Consider the following 18,239-nt stretch of genomic DNA (forward strand, 5'->3'; position numbering starts at 1 on the left):
AAAGCAGCGTGGGAAAGAAATCATCCCTGAGAGACCGCAAATTAATAAATAATCTTGTCTCTAAAAAATTTACTCAGAAATTTTCCCTGATAAAGAGGATACCTGTAGCTCAAGTCGTTTTATTTCTCTAATAATGGCTTTCTTATCCATTTGCATCCATGAAAATAATTTAAGCATGCTAGATGCCATTAAGGATAAGGTGCCAAATATTCCCCATTTTATAAGGTCATTTGTAGTTTCAACTTCAAAAAAGTGAATTGCACAATAAATGAATAGTCCAAAGAAAATAACCTGTACAACACTCATAAGATAAACAATCCAGCTGTTTTTACCCGAGAATATGCCAGATACCATCTGTAATAGATTTTGTTCTTCTAAATCATCATAAAACTTAGCCTCTTCTTCTGTTAGTGTTTCTTTAATTAATTGGTCTATGTCTTCCATATTAGTTTTCATAATTTCTATGTTTTAAAATTGTTTTTAATTTCTCTCTCGCGTGAAATAACCTTGATTTTGCTGTTCCTTCAGAAATTTCAAGTAAATCACTCATTTGCTTTACGCTATAGGATTCTAAATAAAAAAGTCTAATTACCGTTTTTTGATTTGCAGGTAACTCATTAATAGATTTAATCAGCCTTCTTTTTAATAATTCGTTCTCCGAATATTGGGTATTATCATCTTTTATTTCAACATCATAACTAATAATGTCATTTCTTCTCTTAGCTTGTAATCGCAACCAATCTGCTGATTTATTGCACACAATTCTATATGCCCAATATTTAAAACGGTTTGGTTCTTTAAGTGTTTCTATCTTAGCGATAATTAATGTCCAACTATCTTGTGCTATATCCTTTGCAACATCTTTATCCTTTACCAACCAATACGCTTTATTACAAAATAACTTGTGCCATCGTTTCACCAAAATCGCAAGAGCATTTTTATCACCAGCTTTGTAAGCATTTACTAATTTTTCATCTATGCTATAATCCGTTTTCAATTATGCATGTTTTTTAGTTTGAAATGATTGTCTCTTGTATGCCTCTCTCAAAAACCTAACCCAAGGATTATACTTAGATACTTTCGCTTGCGTTGTAAAATGATTTTCAACCTTATCGAAAGCCTCTTCAATTAAAGCATCATGAAGCCAACGTATTACAAAAACCCATAAAAGAGAAGCTTTAAAGGTTGTTTTTGTATTAATCTTATGAGTTATCTCAGTGCAAGAATCATTAATAGTATTAATTCGTAACTCATGTGTACCATTAAAGCCTTTAGGTTTAGTGAATTGAAACTTTATATATTCACCTTCAATAAATTGAACTATTGTATAACGTATTCTACCATGACCTCCTTTGCTACCTATATTAAGTCCATCTTTGAATCGTATAGCTGGCCAATTTTCATAAGGCCAAACTAAATCATCTTTACTAGTCAAAGTTTTAAATATCTGGGACACCTTTTCTTTAGGTTGATAGATTGTTCTTTTATGAATATTAATCACTCTCATATTATAAAGACGGAGAAGTGTTGAAAAGGTTCAAATTATTTCTCACAAAAGGGAAAATTTTATTAATTACTTCTATAAAGATAACCCCAAATATATCTGCTAAATTTAGGCTATCTATATATATTTGCACTCTAATTTGCAATAGATGCCACGAAGAGAGCGCAACAAGTTTGTTAAACGCGGACAAATCATTGAGATTTTAATCGAAGATTATGCCTTTGGAGGCAAAGGTATTGGTCGTATTCGTAATGAGCATGGTGAATTTGTTGTTTTTGTTCCCAATACACTTCCTGGTCAAACGGTAAAAGCTCAGGTAAAAAAATCGAGTAAAAAATATGCGGAATGCAAATTACTTGATGTTTTAAAACCTTCGGAAGATGAAGTTGAAGTCTCTTACCAAGATATTCCTGGTGCACCTTATATTCAATTACCAATAGAAAAACAGCATCTATATAAAAAGCAAAGTACATTAGAGCTCTTTAAACGTATTGGTAAAGTCGCAGATGTAGAAGCTAAATTTGATGAATTTGTAAAATCTCCTAACACTTTCCATTATCGTAATAAAATGGAATATGGTTTTTCAGCTATTGGTTATGATTCTGTACAAAAAACAGATGTTGACGAATTTACGTTAGGATTTAAAAGACGAGGGCTATGGTGGTGTGGTGAAAACCTAAACAAAGACTCAGGATTATTTGATGCAGAATTAGAGAATCGCTTAAAAGCCATAAGACAATATTGCGAAGCAACTGGTCTGGCACCTTGGCATGGGCCAAAAAAGGAAGGTTTTTTTAGATATTTTGTGGTACGTAAATCTTATAAGACTAATAAACTATTATTCAATTTAGTAACCACATCTTATGACTTACCAAAATTTGATTTAGATGAATTTGCAAATTATTTGGTTAAGTTATTTGGAGATAGAGTCGCTGGATTGCTTCATACTATTAATGACGAAGTTGGTGATCGCACTATAGCTACCACCGGAAGTATTAATCTTGTTTATGGTGAAGATAAAATTGTTGAGGAATTATTAGGATTAAGTTTTGAAATTAGCATGAAAAGTTTTTTTCAAACCAATCCTAAATGTGCAGAAAAATTATATTCTAAAGTCGTAGACTACGCTATAGAAAATAAAGAAGCTGTAGATAATACTGTTGTTTTGGATTTGTTTTGCGGTACTGGTACAATAGGACAAATCTTAGCTAGTAAAGCTAATAACACTAAAATTGTAGGTGTTGATATTGTAGCTTCTGCTATTGAGGATGCTAAAGAAAATGCTAAACGCAACCATATAAAAGGTTTGCAATTTTATGCTGCTGATGTGGGTAAATTTTTAAACGAGCACCCAGAGTATACTCACAAAATAAGAACCATTATTTTAGATCCAGCAAGAGCTGGTATAGCTCCCAAAACCCTTAAAAAAATAATAAACCTTAACGCAGAACGTTTGGTTTATGTATCTTGTAATCCTGCTACGCAAGCTAGAGATACAGAGCATTTAATGCAAGTAGGATATGAAATAAAAAAGTTAAGTTTAGTAGATCAATTTCCACATACAGCGCATATCGAAACTGTAGTTTTGTTTGAGAAATAACACATGAAAAAATTAAATATATTCATTTTAGTAGTAGCTACTATCATAATAGGTTGCGAACGCGACGATATTTGTGCAGAGAGTACTTCTACTACGCCACGACTTATCATTGAATTTTATGATGCAGACAGTCCTGATGACTTAAAAAATGTACCTAGATTATCTGCATATGGTGAAGATTTATTTATTGATGAAAGTGGGGTTTTTACTCCTCCGACTGAGGTGTCTGATGCTATCGTGGAGTATGATAATAATTTTTTATTTAATGTAAACAGTAACAACATTGGTTTACCGTTGTTAATTGGCAATGAAAATGAACTTACTACAACCCGTTTTGTATTAGAAAAAGACACCAATTTGCGCATAGATGATGATGATTCTGAGACATCTAATATAGACATCATTGAAATTTCATATTTGCCACAATTTGAATATGTCTCGAGAGCCTGTGGGTATAAAAGCATTTTTACCGAGTTAGATATAATTATAGATAGTGATGGCGATGATTGGATTAATGATATAGAAATAGACGTAGTAAGTATAGAAAATGAAAACACAGTACATGTTCGCATCTTCCATTAGAGTTATTGTCGTTATGTTATTGTTATCTACAATGGCATTTGCGCAAGAAGAAAAGAAAACCGTGAAGGATACGTTGGTCTATAAGCAAAAATATGGATTGCGTTTGGGTGCGGATTTAAGCAAAATAGCACGTACGTTTTTAGACGATAATTATACAGGCTTTGAAATTATGGGTGATTATCGTCTCACTAAAAAAATCTATTTGGCTGGTGAGATTGGCAATGAAGAACGCACTATAGATAATGATGTCTTAAATAATACCACTAAAGGAAGCTATTTTAAAGGTGGTATTGACCTTAATTTTTACAAAAATTGGCTGGATATGGAAAATATGATCTATGTTGGTTTTAGGGTTGGTGCAAGTACCTTTAGCCAAACGTTGAACAGTTACGATATCTACAATGTAAATAACCAATATTGGAACCAGCAATTCTCAGTAGAAGAAGGTACCGAATTTGATGGTTTAACAGCAATTTGGGGAGAAATATTAATAGGCATTAAAGCAGAACTATTTAATAATTTATTTGCAGGTATAAATACGCAACTTAAGTTTTTAGTCTCAGAAACTGCTCCAAACAATTTCGAGAACCTCTATATTCCTGGGTTTAATAGAACGTACGACAGTGGTAGTTTTGGTGTAGGTTTTGGATTTAATGTATCTTATCTAGTCCCTATCTTTAAAAAAGATAAAGTAGTGGTTCAGGAAAAAGAAGCTGAATAAATTAGATTTCAAATAACCCCTTTTTCTCTTATCCTCTTCATAAAATTGTCTTTCATACGCTTACTTATTATAAGTTTATGGTTTTCAATTTTAATTTGGTTTCCATCTATTTCCCTAATGTGATTTAAATTAACAATATGAGATCTATGAATACGAATAAAATTTTCGTCAGGTAAAAGGGTTTCCATAAATGCTGTAGTTTGCAAAGCCAGAATTATATCTTCACTAGTATAAATCTTTACATATTCGCCATAACTCTCTGTAAATAATATATCATCAAAATTGACTTTCACCATTTTACGATTCGTTTTCACAAAGATGTATTGACTTTGGGAATCTATACTCTCTCCACTACTATTATTAAATTTAATTAGCCCCTTAGCTTTATCTATAGCTTGATAAAATCGTTGAAAAGAGAAAGGTTTTACCAAATAATCCACTACATCAAGATTATAACTCTCCAAAGCATATTCTGAATAAGCTGTAGTAAAAATGGTAACAAGATTATCTTTAAGCATTTTTTGAAGATCAATACCTGTAAGGTCATCCATTTGAATATCACTTAATAAAATATCTACATGTTCATTATCTATAATAGATTTTGCTTCAAGTACATTACTAGCTTTACCTATAACTTTGAGTGATTCAATTTTATTGCAGTACGATTCTAGAAGCACTCGTGCTGGTTCTTCATCATCTAATATTAATACATTTAATAATTCCATTTAACGATTATGAATATTTATCCTTTACGCATTAAAGGGATTTCTAATTGCAAGTGGTAAACATTATTTTTAATATCTTCTTCCATAAAATAATCATTTTCATACAAAAGCTCTAATCGCTTTGTAATATTTTCTAACCCCATACCTCCATATTTTAATGTTGTACTATTAGATTTTTTCTTTATTGAATTTGATATAGAAAACACTAACTTATTGTCTTTTAAAACTGATGCCACAATCTTTATAAAACCGCTTCTGTTACTCACAGTATCTGAATGCTTGCATGCATTTTCAACCAAGTTTATCAAAATCAATGGAGCCACTAAATGAAACCCTTTATTAGATTGATAATTAAATATAATATTATTTTGAGTTGAGTTTTTCATGCGATGGATTTCCAGCAAGTTCTCTATAGCTTCAATTTCTTTATTCAATTCTACAGTGGCGTTATTACAATCATAAACCATAAAACGCAAAATTCCTGAGAGTTTCTCCAACATAGGCGCTGTTTTTTCATTCCCGGTTTGAGCATAAGAATAGATGTTGTTCAATGTGTTAAATAAAAAATGAGGGTTAATTTGCGAGCGTAAAAAATTAAGTTCAGCCCTCAGTTTCTCTAGTTTAAGTTCATCTTCTTTTTCTCGCTTTAAATACCAATTGTGCACAAAATAAAACATACTCGATATAATAATAAACAATGAAAGCTGAAGAACATTAAATATAATAGAATCCCAAAAACTATGTGTTATAGGATAATCAAAAGGTAAATTATTATCAAGAACAGCAAAGGTAAAACCAACAATAAGAATGGTAAGTATTGTAAATATCAAATACCAAAAATAATTCTTATCAACTAGTAAAGGCAATAATTTAAAATAGTGAAAATATACAATAGTAGCGATAGCCATTACATTGCTTAAACTAAATGCAAAAGAAGTCCAAAACCCAATAGCACTAGCATCAAACACAATTGTAGAGCTTAAATAAATAAGCCATAGAGCAACTTGAGCTATAATACTGTATTTTTTGAAGTGTTTAATTGCCAAATCTTTTCAATATATTCCATTACAAGTTTATATATTTTTATTTAACTCAGACAAGAAATCTTATAAGTGATATCACTTATCCGATAAGTGTAACAATTAATTCTATTTTTAGTAATTAAAAAATGAGTATAAACGTTTGTACCATAATAGTATACCACTAATAGAATTAAAATTACCTCTTATTGAATTTTGTAGTATAATATATATCTTCATAATATTTTTGGATAAAATAATAGCATCATGGAAAGAAATGAGTTTTTAAAATTATGTGGATTATTAGGTATTTCATTGCCTTTTCAGTCAATGATGGCATCATGCAGTAGTTCTGACGGCAATCCAAATTCTGGAAATAACATACCTGAATCTGTGATTATAATTGGTGCAGGTGCAGCAGGTATGGCTGCAGGTCATCTATTAGCTCAACGAAATATAGATTTTCAAATTTTAGAGGCCTCTTCTACTTATGGAGGTAGGATGAAGCAAAATACAAGCTTCGCCAATTTCCCAATTCCTTTAGGTGCAGAATGGCTTCATGTCCAACCCTCAGTATTTTCAGAAATCGTTAATGATGACTCTATACAAATAAGTACAACAACTGTTGGGTATGATCAAAATACAGATTTTGGAATTTTAGCTAGTAATGGACAACAAATATCGCTTTCTGATATTGGCTTTACGATTGATAGAAAGTTTGTTAATTCTACTTGGTTTGATTTTTTTGAAACTTATATTCTGCCAAGTGTAGAATCAAAAATTATTTATAATAGCCCAATAAATTCAATTGATTATTCTGGTAATCAAGTTATGGTAACTGATACTAATGGCCAAACATATAACGCTAGTAAGGTAATAGTAACAATACCAGTAAAAATTTTGCAAAACGGGTCTGTAAATTTTACACCCTCCTTATCTAATAACAAGCAACAGGCAATAAATGATGTAACGGTTTGGAATGGTTGCAAGGCATTTGTTGAGTTTACTAATAAGTTCTATCCAACCTTTATTGCTTATATAACTACACCCGAAACAGCTGGACAAAAATTATATTATGATGCGTCGTATGGACAAAATACTATGCAAAATATTTTGGGACTATTTGCTGTTGGGACAGAAGCAGACACCTATAATAATCTCAGCTCAGATAATAATTTAAGAGATTTTATATTAAATGAGTTAGATGATGTATTTGGTAGTAATATTGCATCTTCTAGTTATATAAGGCATACGTTTCAGAATTGGAATAGTGAGCCTTATGCTAATGGTGCCTATATTTTTGATTATGAAAATTCTAATCGTATAAATAGATTAGGACAATCAGTAAACAATAAACTATTTTTTGCAGGAGACGCCTATACTACAGGTAATGATTGGAGTAGCGTACATGCAGCAGCAAGATCCGCTAAAAGAGCTGTAGAAGAAATACTAAGCTAATTTTCAAAAAAAACCTTATCTTTTCTTTATCAAAACCATTGTTTATGGATAAAGAAGCTATTGTAGATTTAATTGAAGTCAAACATTCTGAATTGATTCACTGGCTAAAGCAACAACCTGAAGAATCCTGGACTGAAGGTCCTAAAGGAAAATGGACACAAGGACAACAAGTTCTGCATTTATTACAAAGTATAAAACCACTGAATAATGCCTTGAGTATGCCTAAATTTTTATTGCGCTATAAGTTTGGCAAAGCTAACAGACCCGTCAGAAACTTTAATACTATCGTAAAACGTTACCAAGAACGTTTAGAAGATGCTAAAGGAAAAACCTATAAAGGTTCTCAAAATATGAAAGTTCCTACTTTAAAGGAAAAACAATACATACTTAACAGACTACAAACCGAGAATAAAAAACTACAATACAAGACCAAAAAAATAAGTAACAAGAATCTTGATACATTAATACTGCCACATCCCTTAATGGGTAAAATGCCAGTTAGAGAAATTATTATGTGGACGGCTTATCATGTAGAGCATCATACTGAGACTTTAAAATCTAAATATTAAGGATTGAAAAAATATCTAATTGGTTTATATACAGCAGTAATCCTCATAAATTGTGATAACACAACAGTTGAAGAATATTATAACAGAGCAATTGAATTTGAAAAAATTGAGGATTATGAAACTGCAATCAGAAACTTGAATAAAGCAATTGAAAAAGATAAATTTTGCAGATCTGCTTTGCTAAATCGAGGATATTATAAATCAAAGATAGGTGATGACCTTGGAGGCATTGAAGACTATAAAAAAATTCTTGAATTTGATTCAAATAATACCTTAGCCCTTTTTAATATGGCCACAAGCTACAGCAATTTAGAGAATACTGATTTAGCATTATTTTTTTACTCTAAAGCCCTGAAAACTAAAGGTGCTCTTAATTGTAATGCCAACTCAAGAGGATATATGCTATTTAATACAAAGTTTGATACAAAGAGATTTGATAGCGATATGGAATTCACTATGCCAAAATGTGAAATTTATTTTGATAGAGGTTTAGAATATTATTGGCTAGAGGATTATAACAATGCCATTTCTGATTTTCAAAAATCCTTAAATTCAAACAATCAGATAATAGATTGTTATTTTTTAATTGGAGAATCTAACTTAGCAAAAAATGACACGATAAATGCTTGTATTAATTACAAAGAGGCTAGTATACTTGGACTTAATGCAGCAAGTGAAGCCTTGAATATTTTGTGTAAATAAAAGTTTACTTTAAATACTCTAAAACATTAGCCTCTATCCTACCCTGAATATCCGAAAGGTCTGCTTTTACAAAAGTTTCGCCAGTAATATTTTCATAAAGCTCTATGTAACGCTCACTTACAGATTCAATATAATCATCACTCATAAAAGGCACAGTCTGCCCTTCTAAACCTTGAAATCCATTAGAGATTAACCATTGACGTACAAACTCTTTTGATAACTGTTTTTGTGGCTCTTCATTGTCTTGGCGTTCTTGGTAACCATCTGCATAGAAATAACGTGAAGAATCTGGTGTATGAATCTCATCAATCAGTACAATTTTACCATCTTTAGTTTTACCAAATTCGTATTTAGTATCAACTAAAATCAACCCTCTACTGGCAGCTATTTCTGTTCCTCGCTGAAACAATTTTCTAGTATAATCCTCGAGGACAACATAATCCTCTTCAGAAACAATACCACGCTTTAGAATAGCTTCTCTAGAGATATCTTCATCGTGATCACCTTTTTCAGCTTTTGTTGCTGGTGTAATAATAGGCTCAGGAAATTTGTCATTTTCCTTCATACCTTCAGGCATAGATACACCACAGAGCAATCGTTTACCCGCTTTATACTCACGTGCTGCATGCCCAGACATATAACCTCTAATCACCATTTCTACTTTAAAAGGTTCGCAAAGATGACCAACAGCCACATTAGGATCTGGAGTAGCAACTAACCAATTAGGCACTATGTCTTCGGTATCTTTCATCATTTTAGTAGCTATCTGATTTAGGATTTGTCCTTTATAAGGAATTCCTTTAGGCATTACCACATCAAAAGCACTTAATCTATCCGTTGCAACCATAACCAGTTGCTCATCACTGATATTATACACCTCCCTTACCTTACCTTTGTATACGCTTTTTTGGTTTGGGAAATGAAAGTTGGTATCGATTATTGTATTACTCATGTCTAATCTCTATTCTCTATACTCTTGTATGCAGAAATTACTTTCTTAACTAATTTATGACGAATTACATCTTTATCATCTAGATAGATCATCCCAATACCATCTATATTTTTTAGTACTAATAATGCCTCCTTTAAACCAGAAATGGTACGACGTGGCAAATCTACCTGACCAGGATCACCCGTTAATAAGAATTTTGCATTCTTACCCATACGTGTTAAAAACATTTTCATTTGTGCATGTGTTGTGTTTTGCCCTTCATCTAAGATAACAAAAGCATTATCTAAAGTTCTACCACGCATAAAAGCTAATGGTGCAATTTGAATCACACCTTTTTCAATATAACTTTCTAATTTCTCATGCGGAATCATATCCCGTAATGCATCATAAAGTGGTTGCATGTAAGGATCTAGCTTTTCTTTTAAGTCACCAGGTAAAAATCCAAGATTTTCACCTGCTTCTACAGCAGGTCTTGTAAGTATAATACGTTTTACCTCTTTACGCTTTAACGCTTGTACAGCTAAAGCTACTCCTGTATAGGTTTTACCAGTACCAGCAGGCCCTATTGCAAACACCATATCGTTTTTTCGCATACTCTCAACCAGTTTACGTTGATTTGCTGTTTGCGCTTTTATTAATTTACCACCTACACCATGTACTATGACTTCACCACTTTTAGCAGAGGTTGTATAATCATCACTGCTATTGCTCGTTAGTACACGTTCGATAACATTTTCATCTAACTTATTGTACTTGCCAAAATGTTTCATTAGCATCATAATTCTGGTATCAAACTCTTCAAGTAAATCTTCATCTCCATAAGCCTTAATTTTATTACCTCGGGCTACAATTTTAAGTTTTGGAAAATATTTTTTTAGAAGTTCAATATTGGCATTTTGTGCTCCGAAGAATTCTTTTGGAGTAATTTCTTCGAGTTCTAGAATAAGTTCGTTCAAAAGGCTACTAAATTTAGTGTGTTAATCTGTTTTCTTTTATTAGTTTTGTGTACACACAAATCTAGCAATTTTACAACCTCAATTCTAAAAAAAATATCAACAATCAATCCATGGCAATAATCACTTTAACGACTGATTTTGGAGAAAAAGATCACTTTGCTGGTGCCATAAAAGGAGCAATTTATAGCGAATTGTCTGATATTAGAATTGTAGATGTATCGCATTCTGTGTCTCCTTTTAATATTTCTGAAGCTGCATATATTATATTAAATGCCTACAGTAGTTTTCCTAAAGGAACAATTCATATCATAGGAATTGATTCTGAGTTAAGCCCTGAAAATAAGCACATTGCAATTAAATTAGATGACCATTACTTTATATGTGCAAATAATGGAATCATGAGCATGATTTGTGCAGAAATTGCCCCTGAGAAAATTGTAGAGATCAATATTCATGATAAAATTGAAACCAGCTTTCCGGTTTTAGATGTCTTTGTAAAAGTAGCTTGTCATATTGCTCGTGGCGGAACTCTTGAAATTATTGGAAAAGTTATTAACACCATTAAGCCGATTAAAAATTTAATTCCTTTTGTTAACGACGAAAAAAATCAAATAATCGGTAGTGTTATTTACATTGATAATTATGGTAATGTAGTTACCAATATTAAGCAAAAGTTTTTTGAGGATATTCAAAAAACCAGAGCTTATGAAATATCGGCACGTAATCATAAGTTCAGAAAAATTTATAGTAAATACAGTGATATTGTGAATTTTGAAATCGAAGAATCTAAACGAAATGACGAAGGCAAAGGATTGGTCGTTATTAATTCGTCTGGGTATTTAGAAATAGCAGTCTACAAAAGTAATTGCAGTACAGTGGGTAGTGCCTCTACTTTAATGGGATTAAAGACCATGGATACTGTTACAGTTAACTTTTTAAAATCATAAGCTTTGTTAGTAAGAATTGTAAAAATGAGTTTTGAACCTTCTGGGATTGAAGAATTCCTGACTAATTTTGAACGCAACAAAGAAAAGATTAGAAATTTTGAAGGCTGTAATTTTTTAGAATTATATCGCGATCAGAACAATACCAGCATCTTTTTTACGTATAGTTATTGGAACTCAGAAGACGATTTAAATAATTACAGACATTCAGAATTGTTTAAAGGGGTTTGGGCTAATACTAAGCCTTTATTTAACGAAAAACCTGAAGCTTGGAGTGTAGAGAAGTTAGAAAGTTTAAAATAGTTTACTAATGTTAGCAATCTTAAAAAAAGAAATAAACACCTTCTTTGCCTCACTAATAGGCTACTTGGTCATTGGTGTATTTTTAGTACTAAATGGTTTATTTCTTTGGATCTTTAAAGGTGAATTTAATATTCTTAATAATGGTGAAGCTAGCCTATCGTCTTTCTTTTTATTAGCACCTTGGATCCTTATTTTTTTGGTGCCAGCTGTAACCATGCGAAGCTTTAGTGATGAGAAAAAACAAGGCACATTAGAACTATTGGTAACGAAACCTATTTCTCACTTTCAGGTTGTTTTAGGAAAATATTTTGGCGCCTTTGTTTTGATTCTTCTGGCTTTGATTCCAACCTTATTATATGTATATACAATCTATCAATTAGGAAACCCAGAAGGTAACCTAGATATAGGAAGTACCATCGGTTCGTATTTTGGGCTCTTATTTTTAATTGCAGCTTACACATCGATAGGTGTGTTTGCTTCTACTCTGTCCGACAATCAAATTGTAGCATTTATTATTGCCGTTTTTATATGTTTCTTTTTTTACTTTGGCTTCGAAGGGCTTTCTAATTATAATGTATTTGGTAACTTAGTATATATGGAAAATTTGGGTATGTCAGCCCATTACAATAGTATGAGTCGTGGTGTCATAGATACAAGGGATTTGATCTATTTTATTAGTATCTCTTTGGCGTTTTTAATATTCACAAAGCTTAGAATTCAAAAATAGTAGTTATGGTTATTACCCCTTATTTAATCATTTTTATGCTAGTAGTTTTTGCACTACTCTTTTTGTTTTTGAATACTGTAGATAAACGTAAATGGTTATCAGCATTAATAAGTATAATACTAACACCATTTGTGTATTTCTACATGTTTTACCCATTTGTAAATATTGTGAGTAATTATCATCATCAAAAATATTTTAATAGTGAAGCCTGGGTTGAAAAACCTGCTTTGCGTTATGAAATGATCGACAACACAATTGAGTCGGACACCCTTATTGGTCTTTCAAAACAAAAGATCAAAAACCTGTTAGGTAAACATGAATGGTTATCGTGGAATAACACTAAAAAGGATTTTGACTCCAATAAATGGAATTATGGCTTGGGCATTGAGCCAGGTGCTTTTAATGACAAAAAAGAATGTGTGGAAATTACATTTGAAAAAGACATTGTTGCAACCTTAACACACTATCAAGAAGAAATTACATACGAGAATGAAAAAGAATAAAACACTTATTTACATACTCGCTATTATAATTGGGCTTGTTATCATTAATGCCGTTTCGAGTATGCTCTATGGTCGTTTTGATTTAACCAAAGATAAACGTTACACGCTTTCAGAAGCTTCAAAACAATTGATTACTAGTATAGACTCTCCTTTAATTATTGATGTGTTCTTAGAAGGTGATTTTCCCTCGGAATTTCGTTTACTTCAAACAGAAGTACGACAGATTACTGAAGAATTTCAGTTAGAAACTAATAACATTAAGATTAATTATATCAATCCAACTGAAGATGAAGCCACCAGAGAACAAATTATTGAACAGCTTACTAAATCGGGTTTAGAGCCTTATGTAAATACAGATAACAGCACAGGTAAGGTTACTCAAGAACTTATCTTTCCGTGGGCTTATGCAAGTTATAAAGACAAAAGGGTTAAAATTCCACTTTTAAAAAGAAGCATTACTCAAGGTCTACAAGAGCAAATCAATAACTCTGTACAATCTTTAGAGTATGCCTTTGCTGATGGGTTTAGTAAATTGATTAAGCCCAAACAAAAGAAAATAGCTATTTTAAAAGGTAATGGGGAATTAAATGATATTTATATTGCGGATTTTCTAAAAACCATACAACCTTATTACAATCTGGCGCAATTCACTTTAGATAGTGTAGCCACTAATCCTCAAGGCACTTTAGACAATCTAAAAGCTTATGATTTAATTGTAGCTGCAAAGCCAAGCGAAGCATTTTCTGAAGAAGAAAAATTAGTATTAGATCAGTTTACCATGAATGGAGGAAAAAGTTTATGGTTAACAGAATCTGTAATTATGGATAAGGATAGTCTATACAATGGTGGTACTGCTGTTTCTATAATGCGCGATTTAAATCTGAATGATTTTTTCTTCAAATACGGTATTAGAGTAAATCCCAGCTTAGTAAAAGATTTGTATTCTGCGCCAATTATGTTAGCTATTGGCGAGGGTAGTCAAGCACAATTACAACCTGTGCAATGGCAATATTCTCCATTGGCTACATCTAACCAAAACCACCCAGTAACAAAAAATCTTGAGTTAGTAAAATACGATTTTGCAAGCCCTATTGACACTTTAAAAAACGATATTGATAAAATAATCTTATTGCAAAGCTCATCACGCTCTAAATTAGAAGGTGCACCTGCCCAAATTTCTTTAGCAGATGTCACCAAGATACCTAATGAAGCAACTTATATTGCGGGCTCGCAAAATTTAGCAGTGCTTTTAGAAGGTGAATTTGCTTCTGTTTATGACAAACGTATACTACCATTTAAAATAAGGAACTTTAAATCTAAAGGTAAACCTACAAAAATGGTCGTTATTTCTGATGGAGATGTTGTAAAGAACGATGTGCGAAGAAATAGACCTTTAGAACTTGGTGTTGATTATAGAGGTTTTGAATATGGTAACAAGGAATTTCTCTTAAACACTATCAATTACCTCTTGGACGATACAGGACTTATAAACATTAGAGCCAAAGAAATTAATATTGCCTATCTAGATTCGGACAAGGTTAAAGACAATAAAGGTAAATGGCAACTCATAAACATTGCCTTCCCCCTATTGTTTTTGGCTTTATTTGGGTTTATTTTCAACTACTTCAGAAAGAAAAAATATACCTAGAATTTGTTAATAAGTTTGTTTTATAAAACCCTTACATTGAGATATATTTGTAAGACGAATTAAAACGTAATAAACTATATATATTTAGCATGAAATTTATTGTTTCAAGTACTTATTTATTAAAGCAACTTCAGGTATTAGGAGGTGTTATCAATAACAGTAATACATTACCTATTTTAGATAATTTTTTATTTGAATTAAGTCAATCAAAATTAACCGTTTCTGCAAGTGACTTAGAGACTACAATGTCTTCAACGATTGATGTAGAAAGTGATTCTGAAGGCAGTATTGCTTTACCAGCACGTTTATTATTAGATACTTTAAAAACATTTCCAGAACAGCCACTAACTTTTGTTGTTGAGGATAACAACACCGTAGAGATTAGTTCTAATCATGGTAAATATGCCTTAGCTTATGCTGATGGTGCTGAGTTTCCTAATGCTGTTTCGGTTGAAGATGCCAGTAAAACAACCATCATGGGAGATATATTAGCTACAGCTATAAGTAAAACCATTTTTGCTGCTGGTAATGATGATTTAAGACCTGTAATGAGTGGTGTGTTCTTTCAATTTTCTCAAGACAACTTAACCTTTGTTGCTACAGATGCCCACAAATTAGTTAAGTACACAAGAGCTGACGTAAGCGCTACAGAGTCTGCAGAATTTATTATGCCTAAGAAACCATTAAATTTACTTAAAGGTATTTTGGCAGGAAGTGATGATGATGTTTTAGTTGAATACAATGAGTCTAATGCAAAATTTACATTTGACAATTCTGTTTTAGTTTGTAGATTAATTGATGGTAAGTATCCTAACTATGAAGCGGTTATTCCTAAAGAGAATCCGAATAAATTAGTTATTGCCAGAACACAGTTTTTAAACTCTGTGCGACGTGTTAGTATTTTCTCTAACAAAACGACACATCAAATTCGTTTAAAAATTGCAGGTGCAGAATTAAACATATCTGCAGAAGATATCGATTACAGCAATAAGGCAGAAGAACGTTTAACTTGCGATTATCAAGGAGACGATATGCAAATTGGTTTTAACTCACGTTTCTTAACTGAAATGATAAACAATTTAAACTCTGATGACGTACAGTTAGAAATGAGCTTACCAAATAGAGCAGGTATTTTAACTCCAATTGATGGATTAGATGAAGGTGAGCACGTAACTATGCTTGTAATGCCTGTGATGTTGAATAATTAGAATATTATAAAAACCATATTAAATAAAAAAGGCTCACCAATGGTGAGCCTTTTAATTCCATTTCTTTAATAACTAACTAACAAAATTAAGAGATAATGGATAGCTAGGTAATTCTCCATTACTAGCTTTAATGGCGTTTATAATTGGCATTACAAATGCCAAGATTCCTATTAGTATAAGTAGCAATATACCTAATCCAAATACTATAATTAAAGGAATACTTAATATACAATATACTATTATACTTAACTGAAAATTCAAAATCGATTTACCGTGAGCATCCATACCATCTACTTTATCTTTTTGTGTTGCCCAAATAATTAATGGTACTATTAGACCACCAAAACCAGTAACATAAGTTAGTAATTGTGCCAAATGCGTAATCATCAATAATTGATTGTCTGTACGCTTCAGTGTATGATAATTTGATTCCATGATTATTTTTTGTTTACACTTAATGTGACGCAAATTGTTTAAAAATGTTACAAAAGCGTAAAAATATTTTTGTAATCCTAAAAAGGATAAATAAGCGACTTAATCTTCTTGTATATCGTCCCTCTTTTTACCGCTTGCCATAAAATTAACAAGCACACCAATTAAAATTATACATACCAAGGCAAACACACCAATCATTATTACACCCATTGACCAATCATAAACTAATGCTATTAAATTACTAATCATTATATCTATATTTAATTTCTAACCGTAAAATTACAATAAGGATTACTTTAGAAATATGATAAATATCAGATTAAGAAAAAATAAAAGTGTTGATTAGTGCTGGTACTTTAAGCGACGGTTAAGGGAAAATCGTTAATAACTCTTAGTTTTATCAAAGTTATACGTAAAGCTCAAAAATCCTCTTTGAGTTAAAATATTCATAAATAACTCTCCTGATTTTAAAAATCGAGAGAAAAACAAGTAAGGTTTCTAATACATTTCAAAAAATATTTAAACAGAAAGCATCATTATAAATATATTTTGATGTATTTTTTACAAGCTACTAAAACTAATATTATGCAACAGATAAAATGGTTTGAAAGAAAATTTGATTTTTCATTCCAACAAAATATTTTTCCTTCAATTATTGAACGGCTTAATGGAACCCTCATAAGATTAAAAACAAAAACTGAAAAGACTTCACCAAAATTATTGAGCATCAAACCAGATGATAAATGGTCTATAAAAGAAAATATAGGACACTTAACTGATTTAGAGCCTTTGTGGCACGAGCGTCTTAATGATATATTAGAAAACAAACAATATCTAAGACCCGCTGATTTAGAAAACCGAAAAACAGATTTCGCCCAACATAACGAAAAAGACATTGATAGTTTACTTTTAGAGTTTCAAAAATTGCGGGAAATAACATTAGATAAATTATCTCATTTAACAGAAGAAGACATATACAAAACCTCATTACATCCAAGACTGGAAAAACCAATGCGAATAATGGACTTGTTCTTATTTGTAGCAGAACATGATGATCATCATTTGGCTAGAATAAGCGAAATAAAAACTACCTACAACAATGCAAATAGCTAATTGAATCAGATTCATTGCTAATACCTGTACGATATATACCCTCTTCATAACGCCACTCATATCTATCGACTGTTCCTCTTTATAACATAGTTACTGAAGTACACTTTCACCTATATTCTATCCTCCTTAATATTAGCAGAAATAGCTAATAAAACTTCGGCTATTTCTGCAAAATTATATGATAAATCTTGATTGTTTTGAGTCTTAAAGCCTCCTAATTGAACGGTAAAAAACCCTTATAATAAGCTGTAAACTAAGCATATTGCTTTCTTTTTTGAAGCTAAATGCTCTGTGAAAAGATACATGTAGAGCTTATTTTAGTAATCGAAATTTTAAGTCAAAATTTCTTAAGCTATAATAACCAAAAACGTAACTAGTATCATGAAACAAACCATCAGATTTATCGTAGCAATGGTGTTTATCCATATTAATATGGTTACCGCACAACAAGACAATTCAGAATTTACCTTACCAGAAATTACACGCCCTTCACCTACAGTGGCTCAACTCATGAAATTTGAAGAGGTAGATGTCAGTTATTACACTGGGCAACCCAATATTAACATTCCT

Annotated in this window: 22 protein-coding genes; 13 read left to right on the forward strand and 9 right to left on the reverse strand. The window is 31.6% G+C overall.

Translation table 11 applies throughout. From position 1 onward, the window contains the following. Nucleotides 1-69: 69 nt before the first annotated feature. Genes Q0912_RS08040 through Q0912_RS08050 form a run of 3 tightly spaced genes read right to left on the reverse strand, consistent with a single transcriptional unit; the run spans nt 70 to nt 1,435 of the window. The gene (locus Q0912_RS08040) at nt 70-456 is read right to left on the reverse strand and encodes a DUF6768 family protein (RefSeq protein WP_299113850.1); all 387 of its coding nucleotides are present in this window, start codon (nt 454-456) and stop codon (nt 70-72) included. After that, nucleotides 446-997: an RNA polymerase sigma factor gene (locus Q0912_RS08045; RefSeq protein ID WP_299113855.1), complete on the reverse strand. Its 552-nt coding sequence runs from the start codon at nt 995-997 to the stop codon at nt 446-448. Before Q0912_RS08045 ends, Q0912_RS08040 begins: the two co-directional genes overlap by 11 nt. After that, nucleotides 998-1,435, reverse strand: a complete 438-nt coding sequence (locus Q0912_RS08050; RefSeq protein ID WP_299113857.1) for a hypothetical protein — start codon at nt 1,433-1,435, stop codon at nt 998-1,000. Between the two features lie 217 nt (nt 1,436-1,652). On the opposite strand from Q0912_RS08050, the gene rlmD reads away from it, so the two are divergent. The 3 genes from rlmD to Q0912_RS08065 are packed head-to-tail and all read left to right on the forward strand — an operon-like array spanning nt 1,653 to nt 4,407. Further along, entirely contained in the window at nt 1,653-3,104 is a 1,452-nt protein-coding gene (rlmD, locus tag Q0912_RS08055) for a 23S rRNA (uracil(1939)-C(5))-methyltransferase RlmD (RefSeq protein WP_299113859.1), read from the forward strand. A 3-nt stretch (nt 3,105-3,107) separates the two neighbouring features. Beyond that, nucleotides 3,108-3,686, forward strand: coding sequence for a DUF6452 family protein (locus tag Q0912_RS08060; RefSeq protein WP_299113861.1), 579 nt, complete (start codon nt 3,108-3,110; stop codon nt 3,684-3,686). After that, a complete protein-coding gene (locus tag Q0912_RS08065; RefSeq protein WP_299113863.1) occupies nt 3,652-4,407 on the forward strand; it encodes a DUF6048 family protein in 756 nt (251 codons plus the stop codon). The genes Q0912_RS08060 and Q0912_RS08065 overlap by 35 nt, the downstream gene beginning before the upstream one ends. Nucleotides 4,408-4,415: 8 nt before the next feature. Here the strand turns inward: Q0912_RS08065 and Q0912_RS08070 are convergent, their stop codons facing one another. Both Q0912_RS08070 and Q0912_RS08075 read right to left on the reverse strand, forming a co-directional pair. Next, nucleotides 4,416-5,132, reverse strand: coding sequence for a LytTR family DNA-binding domain-containing protein (locus Q0912_RS08070; protein ID WP_299113865.1), 717 nt, complete (start codon nt 5,130-5,132; stop codon nt 4,416-4,418). Nucleotides 5,133-5,149: 17 nt separating this feature from the next. After that, entirely contained in the window at nt 5,150-6,178 is a 1,029-nt protein-coding gene (locus Q0912_RS08075; RefSeq protein WP_299113867.1) for a sensor histidine kinase, read from the reverse strand. Between the two features lie 240 nt (nt 6,179-6,418). Between Q0912_RS08075 and Q0912_RS08080 the strand changes: the two genes are divergently transcribed. From Q0912_RS08080 to Q0912_RS08090, 3 genes are read left to right on the forward strand one after another with little or no spacing between them, the layout of a single operon-like run. After that, nucleotides 6,419-7,609, forward strand: coding sequence for an FAD-dependent oxidoreductase (locus Q0912_RS08080; RefSeq protein WP_299113869.1), 1,191 nt, complete (start codon nt 6,419-6,421; stop codon nt 7,607-7,609). Nucleotides 7,610-7,653: 44 nt separating this feature from the next. Continuing rightward, a complete protein-coding gene (locus Q0912_RS08085; RefSeq protein WP_299113871.1) occupies nt 7,654-8,178 on the forward strand; it encodes a DinB family protein in 525 nt (174 codons plus the stop codon). Nucleotides 8,179-8,181: 3 nt separating this feature from the next. Next, entirely contained in the window at nt 8,182-8,880 is a 699-nt protein-coding gene (locus tag Q0912_RS08090; protein WP_299113873.1) for a hypothetical protein, read from the forward strand. A 4-nt stretch (nt 8,881-8,884) separates the two neighbouring features. Here Q0912_RS08090 and Q0912_RS08095 read toward each other — a convergent pair whose 3' ends face one another. Together Q0912_RS08095 and Q0912_RS08100 are read right to left on the reverse strand one after the other, a co-directional pair. Continuing rightward, nucleotides 8,885-9,832: a phosphoribosylaminoimidazolesuccinocarboxamide synthase gene (locus tag Q0912_RS08095; RefSeq protein ID WP_299113875.1), complete on the reverse strand. Its 948-nt coding sequence runs from the start codon at nt 9,830-9,832 to the stop codon at nt 8,885-8,887. Between the two features lie 2 nt (nt 9,833-9,834). Next, nucleotides 9,835-10,788 (reverse strand): PhoH family protein, encoded by a 954-nt coding sequence (locus Q0912_RS08100; RefSeq protein ID WP_299113878.1) that lies wholly within the window; start codon nt 10,786-10,788, stop codon nt 9,835-9,837. Between the two features lie 110 nt (nt 10,789-10,898). Between Q0912_RS08100 and Q0912_RS08105 the strand changes: the two genes are divergently transcribed. The 6 genes from Q0912_RS08105 to dnaN all read left to right on the forward strand — a co-directional run bounded on the left by Q0912_RS08105 (nt 10,899) and on the right by dnaN (nt 16,121). After that, nucleotides 10,899-11,735 carry an SAM-dependent chlorinase/fluorinase gene (locus tag Q0912_RS08105; protein WP_299113880.1) on the forward strand — a complete coding sequence of 279 codons (837 nt, stop codon included), beginning with the start codon at nt 10,899-10,901 and terminating at the stop codon, nt 11,733-11,735. A gap of 3 nt (nt 11,736-11,738) precedes the next feature. Beyond that, nucleotides 11,739-12,035: an antibiotic biosynthesis monooxygenase family protein gene (locus Q0912_RS08110; protein WP_299113882.1), complete on the forward strand. Its 297-nt coding sequence runs from the start codon at nt 11,739-11,741 to the stop codon at nt 12,033-12,035. A 7-nt stretch (nt 12,036-12,042) separates the two neighbouring features. Next, on the forward strand, nt 12,043-12,762 hold the full coding sequence (gene gldF, locus Q0912_RS08115; protein WP_299113884.1) for a gliding motility-associated ABC transporter permease subunit GldF: 720 nt from the start codon (nt 12,043-12,045) through the stop codon (nt 12,760-12,762). 35 nt (nt 12,763-12,797) lie between these two features. Beyond that, nucleotides 12,798-13,265: a hypothetical protein gene (locus Q0912_RS08120; protein ID WP_299113886.1), complete on the forward strand. Its 468-nt coding sequence runs from the start codon at nt 12,798-12,800 to the stop codon at nt 13,263-13,265. After that, a complete protein-coding gene (gldG, locus tag Q0912_RS08125; RefSeq protein ID WP_299113889.1) occupies nt 13,252-14,913 on the forward strand; it encodes a gliding motility-associated ABC transporter substrate-binding protein GldG in 1,662 nt (553 codons plus the stop codon). Before Q0912_RS08120 ends, gldG begins: the two co-directional genes overlap by 14 nt. Nucleotides 14,914-15,002: 89 nt before the next feature. Beyond that, the gene (dnaN, locus tag Q0912_RS08130; protein ID WP_299113891.1) at nt 15,003-16,121 is read left to right on the forward strand and encodes a DNA polymerase III subunit beta; all 1,119 of its coding nucleotides are present in this window, start codon (nt 15,003-15,005) and stop codon (nt 16,119-16,121) included. Between the two features lie 72 nt (nt 16,122-16,193). On the opposite strand, the gene Q0912_RS08135 is transcribed toward dnaN, so the two are convergent. Beyond that, complete coding sequence (locus tag Q0912_RS08135) at nt 16,194-16,556, reverse strand: DUF4870 domain-containing protein (RefSeq protein WP_299113893.1); 363 nt, start codon at nt 16,554-16,556, stop codon at nt 16,194-16,196. 99 nt (nt 16,557-16,655) lie between these two features. Beyond that, on the reverse strand, nt 16,656-16,805 hold the full coding sequence (locus Q0912_RS08140) for a hypothetical protein (RefSeq protein WP_299113895.1): 150 nt from the start codon (nt 16,803-16,805) through the stop codon (nt 16,656-16,658). A 336-nt stretch (nt 16,806-17,141) separates the two neighbouring features. Here Q0912_RS08140 and Q0912_RS08145 point away from each other — a divergent pair, with 336 nt between their 5' ends. Further along, the gene (locus Q0912_RS08145) at nt 17,142-17,669 is read left to right on the forward strand and encodes a DinB family protein (protein ID WP_299113897.1); all 528 of its coding nucleotides are present in this window, start codon (nt 17,142-17,144) and stop codon (nt 17,667-17,669) included. Nucleotides 17,670-18,239: the final 570 nt, after the last annotated feature.

Source organism: uncultured Winogradskyella sp. (assembly GCF_947498345.1).
GTDB lineage: Bacteria > Bacteroidota > Bacteroidia > Flavobacteriales > Flavobacteriaceae > Winogradskyella.

Excerpts from the sequence above, each read along its gene's own strand:
- Q0912_RS08040 (WP_299113850.1), bottom strand. The coding sequence starts at position 456 with ATGAAAACTAATATGGAAGACATAGACCAATTAATTAAAGAAACACTA.
- rlmD (WP_299113859.1), top strand. The coding sequence starts at position 1,653 with ATGCCACGAAGAGAGCGCAACAAGTTTGTTAAACGCGGACAAATCATT.
- Q0912_RS08060 (WP_299113861.1), top strand. The coding sequence starts at position 3,108 with ATGAAAAAATTAAATATATTCATTTTAGTAGTAGCTACTATCATAATA.
- Q0912_RS08065 (WP_299113863.1), top strand. The coding sequence starts at position 3,652 with ATGAAAACACAGTACATGTTCGCATCTTCCATTAGAGTTATTGTCGTT.
- Q0912_RS08070 (WP_299113865.1), bottom strand. The coding sequence starts at position 5,132 with ATGGAATTATTAAATGTATTAATATTAGATGATGAAGAACCAGCACGA.
- Q0912_RS08080 (WP_299113869.1), top strand. The coding sequence starts at position 6,419 with ATGGAAAGAAATGAGTTTTTAAAATTATGTGGATTATTAGGTATTTCA.
- Q0912_RS08085 (WP_299113871.1), top strand. The coding sequence starts at position 7,654 with ATGGATAAAGAAGCTATTGTAGATTTAATTGAAGTCAAACATTCTGAA.
- Q0912_RS08095 (WP_299113875.1), bottom strand. The coding sequence starts at position 9,832 with ATGAGTAATACAATAATCGATACCAACTTTCATTTCCCAAACCAAAAA.
- Q0912_RS08105 (WP_299113880.1), top strand. The coding sequence starts at position 10,899 with ATGGCAATAATCACTTTAACGACTGATTTTGGAGAAAAAGATCACTTT.
- gldF (WP_299113884.1), top strand. The coding sequence starts at position 12,043 with ATGTTAGCAATCTTAAAAAAAGAAATAAACACCTTCTTTGCCTCACTA.
- Q0912_RS08120 (WP_299113886.1), top strand. The coding sequence starts at position 12,798 with ATGCTAGTAGTTTTTGCACTACTCTTTTTGTTTTTGAATACTGTAGAT.
- gldG (WP_299113889.1), top strand. The coding sequence starts at position 13,252 with ATGAAAAAGAATAAAACACTTATTTACATACTCGCTATTATAATTGGG.
- dnaN (WP_299113891.1), top strand. The coding sequence starts at position 15,003 with ATGAAATTTATTGTTTCAAGTACTTATTTATTAAAGCAACTTCAGGTA.
- Q0912_RS08135 (WP_299113893.1), bottom strand. The coding sequence starts at position 16,556 with ATGGAATCAAATTATCATACACTGAAGCGTACAGACAATCAATTATTG.
- Q0912_RS08140 (WP_299113895.1), bottom strand. The coding sequence starts at position 16,805 with ATGATTAGTAATTTAATAGCATTAGTTTATGATTGGTCAATGGGTGTA.
- Q0912_RS08145 (WP_299113897.1), top strand. The coding sequence starts at position 17,142 with ATGCAACAGATAAAATGGTTTGAAAGAAAATTTGATTTTTCATTCCAA.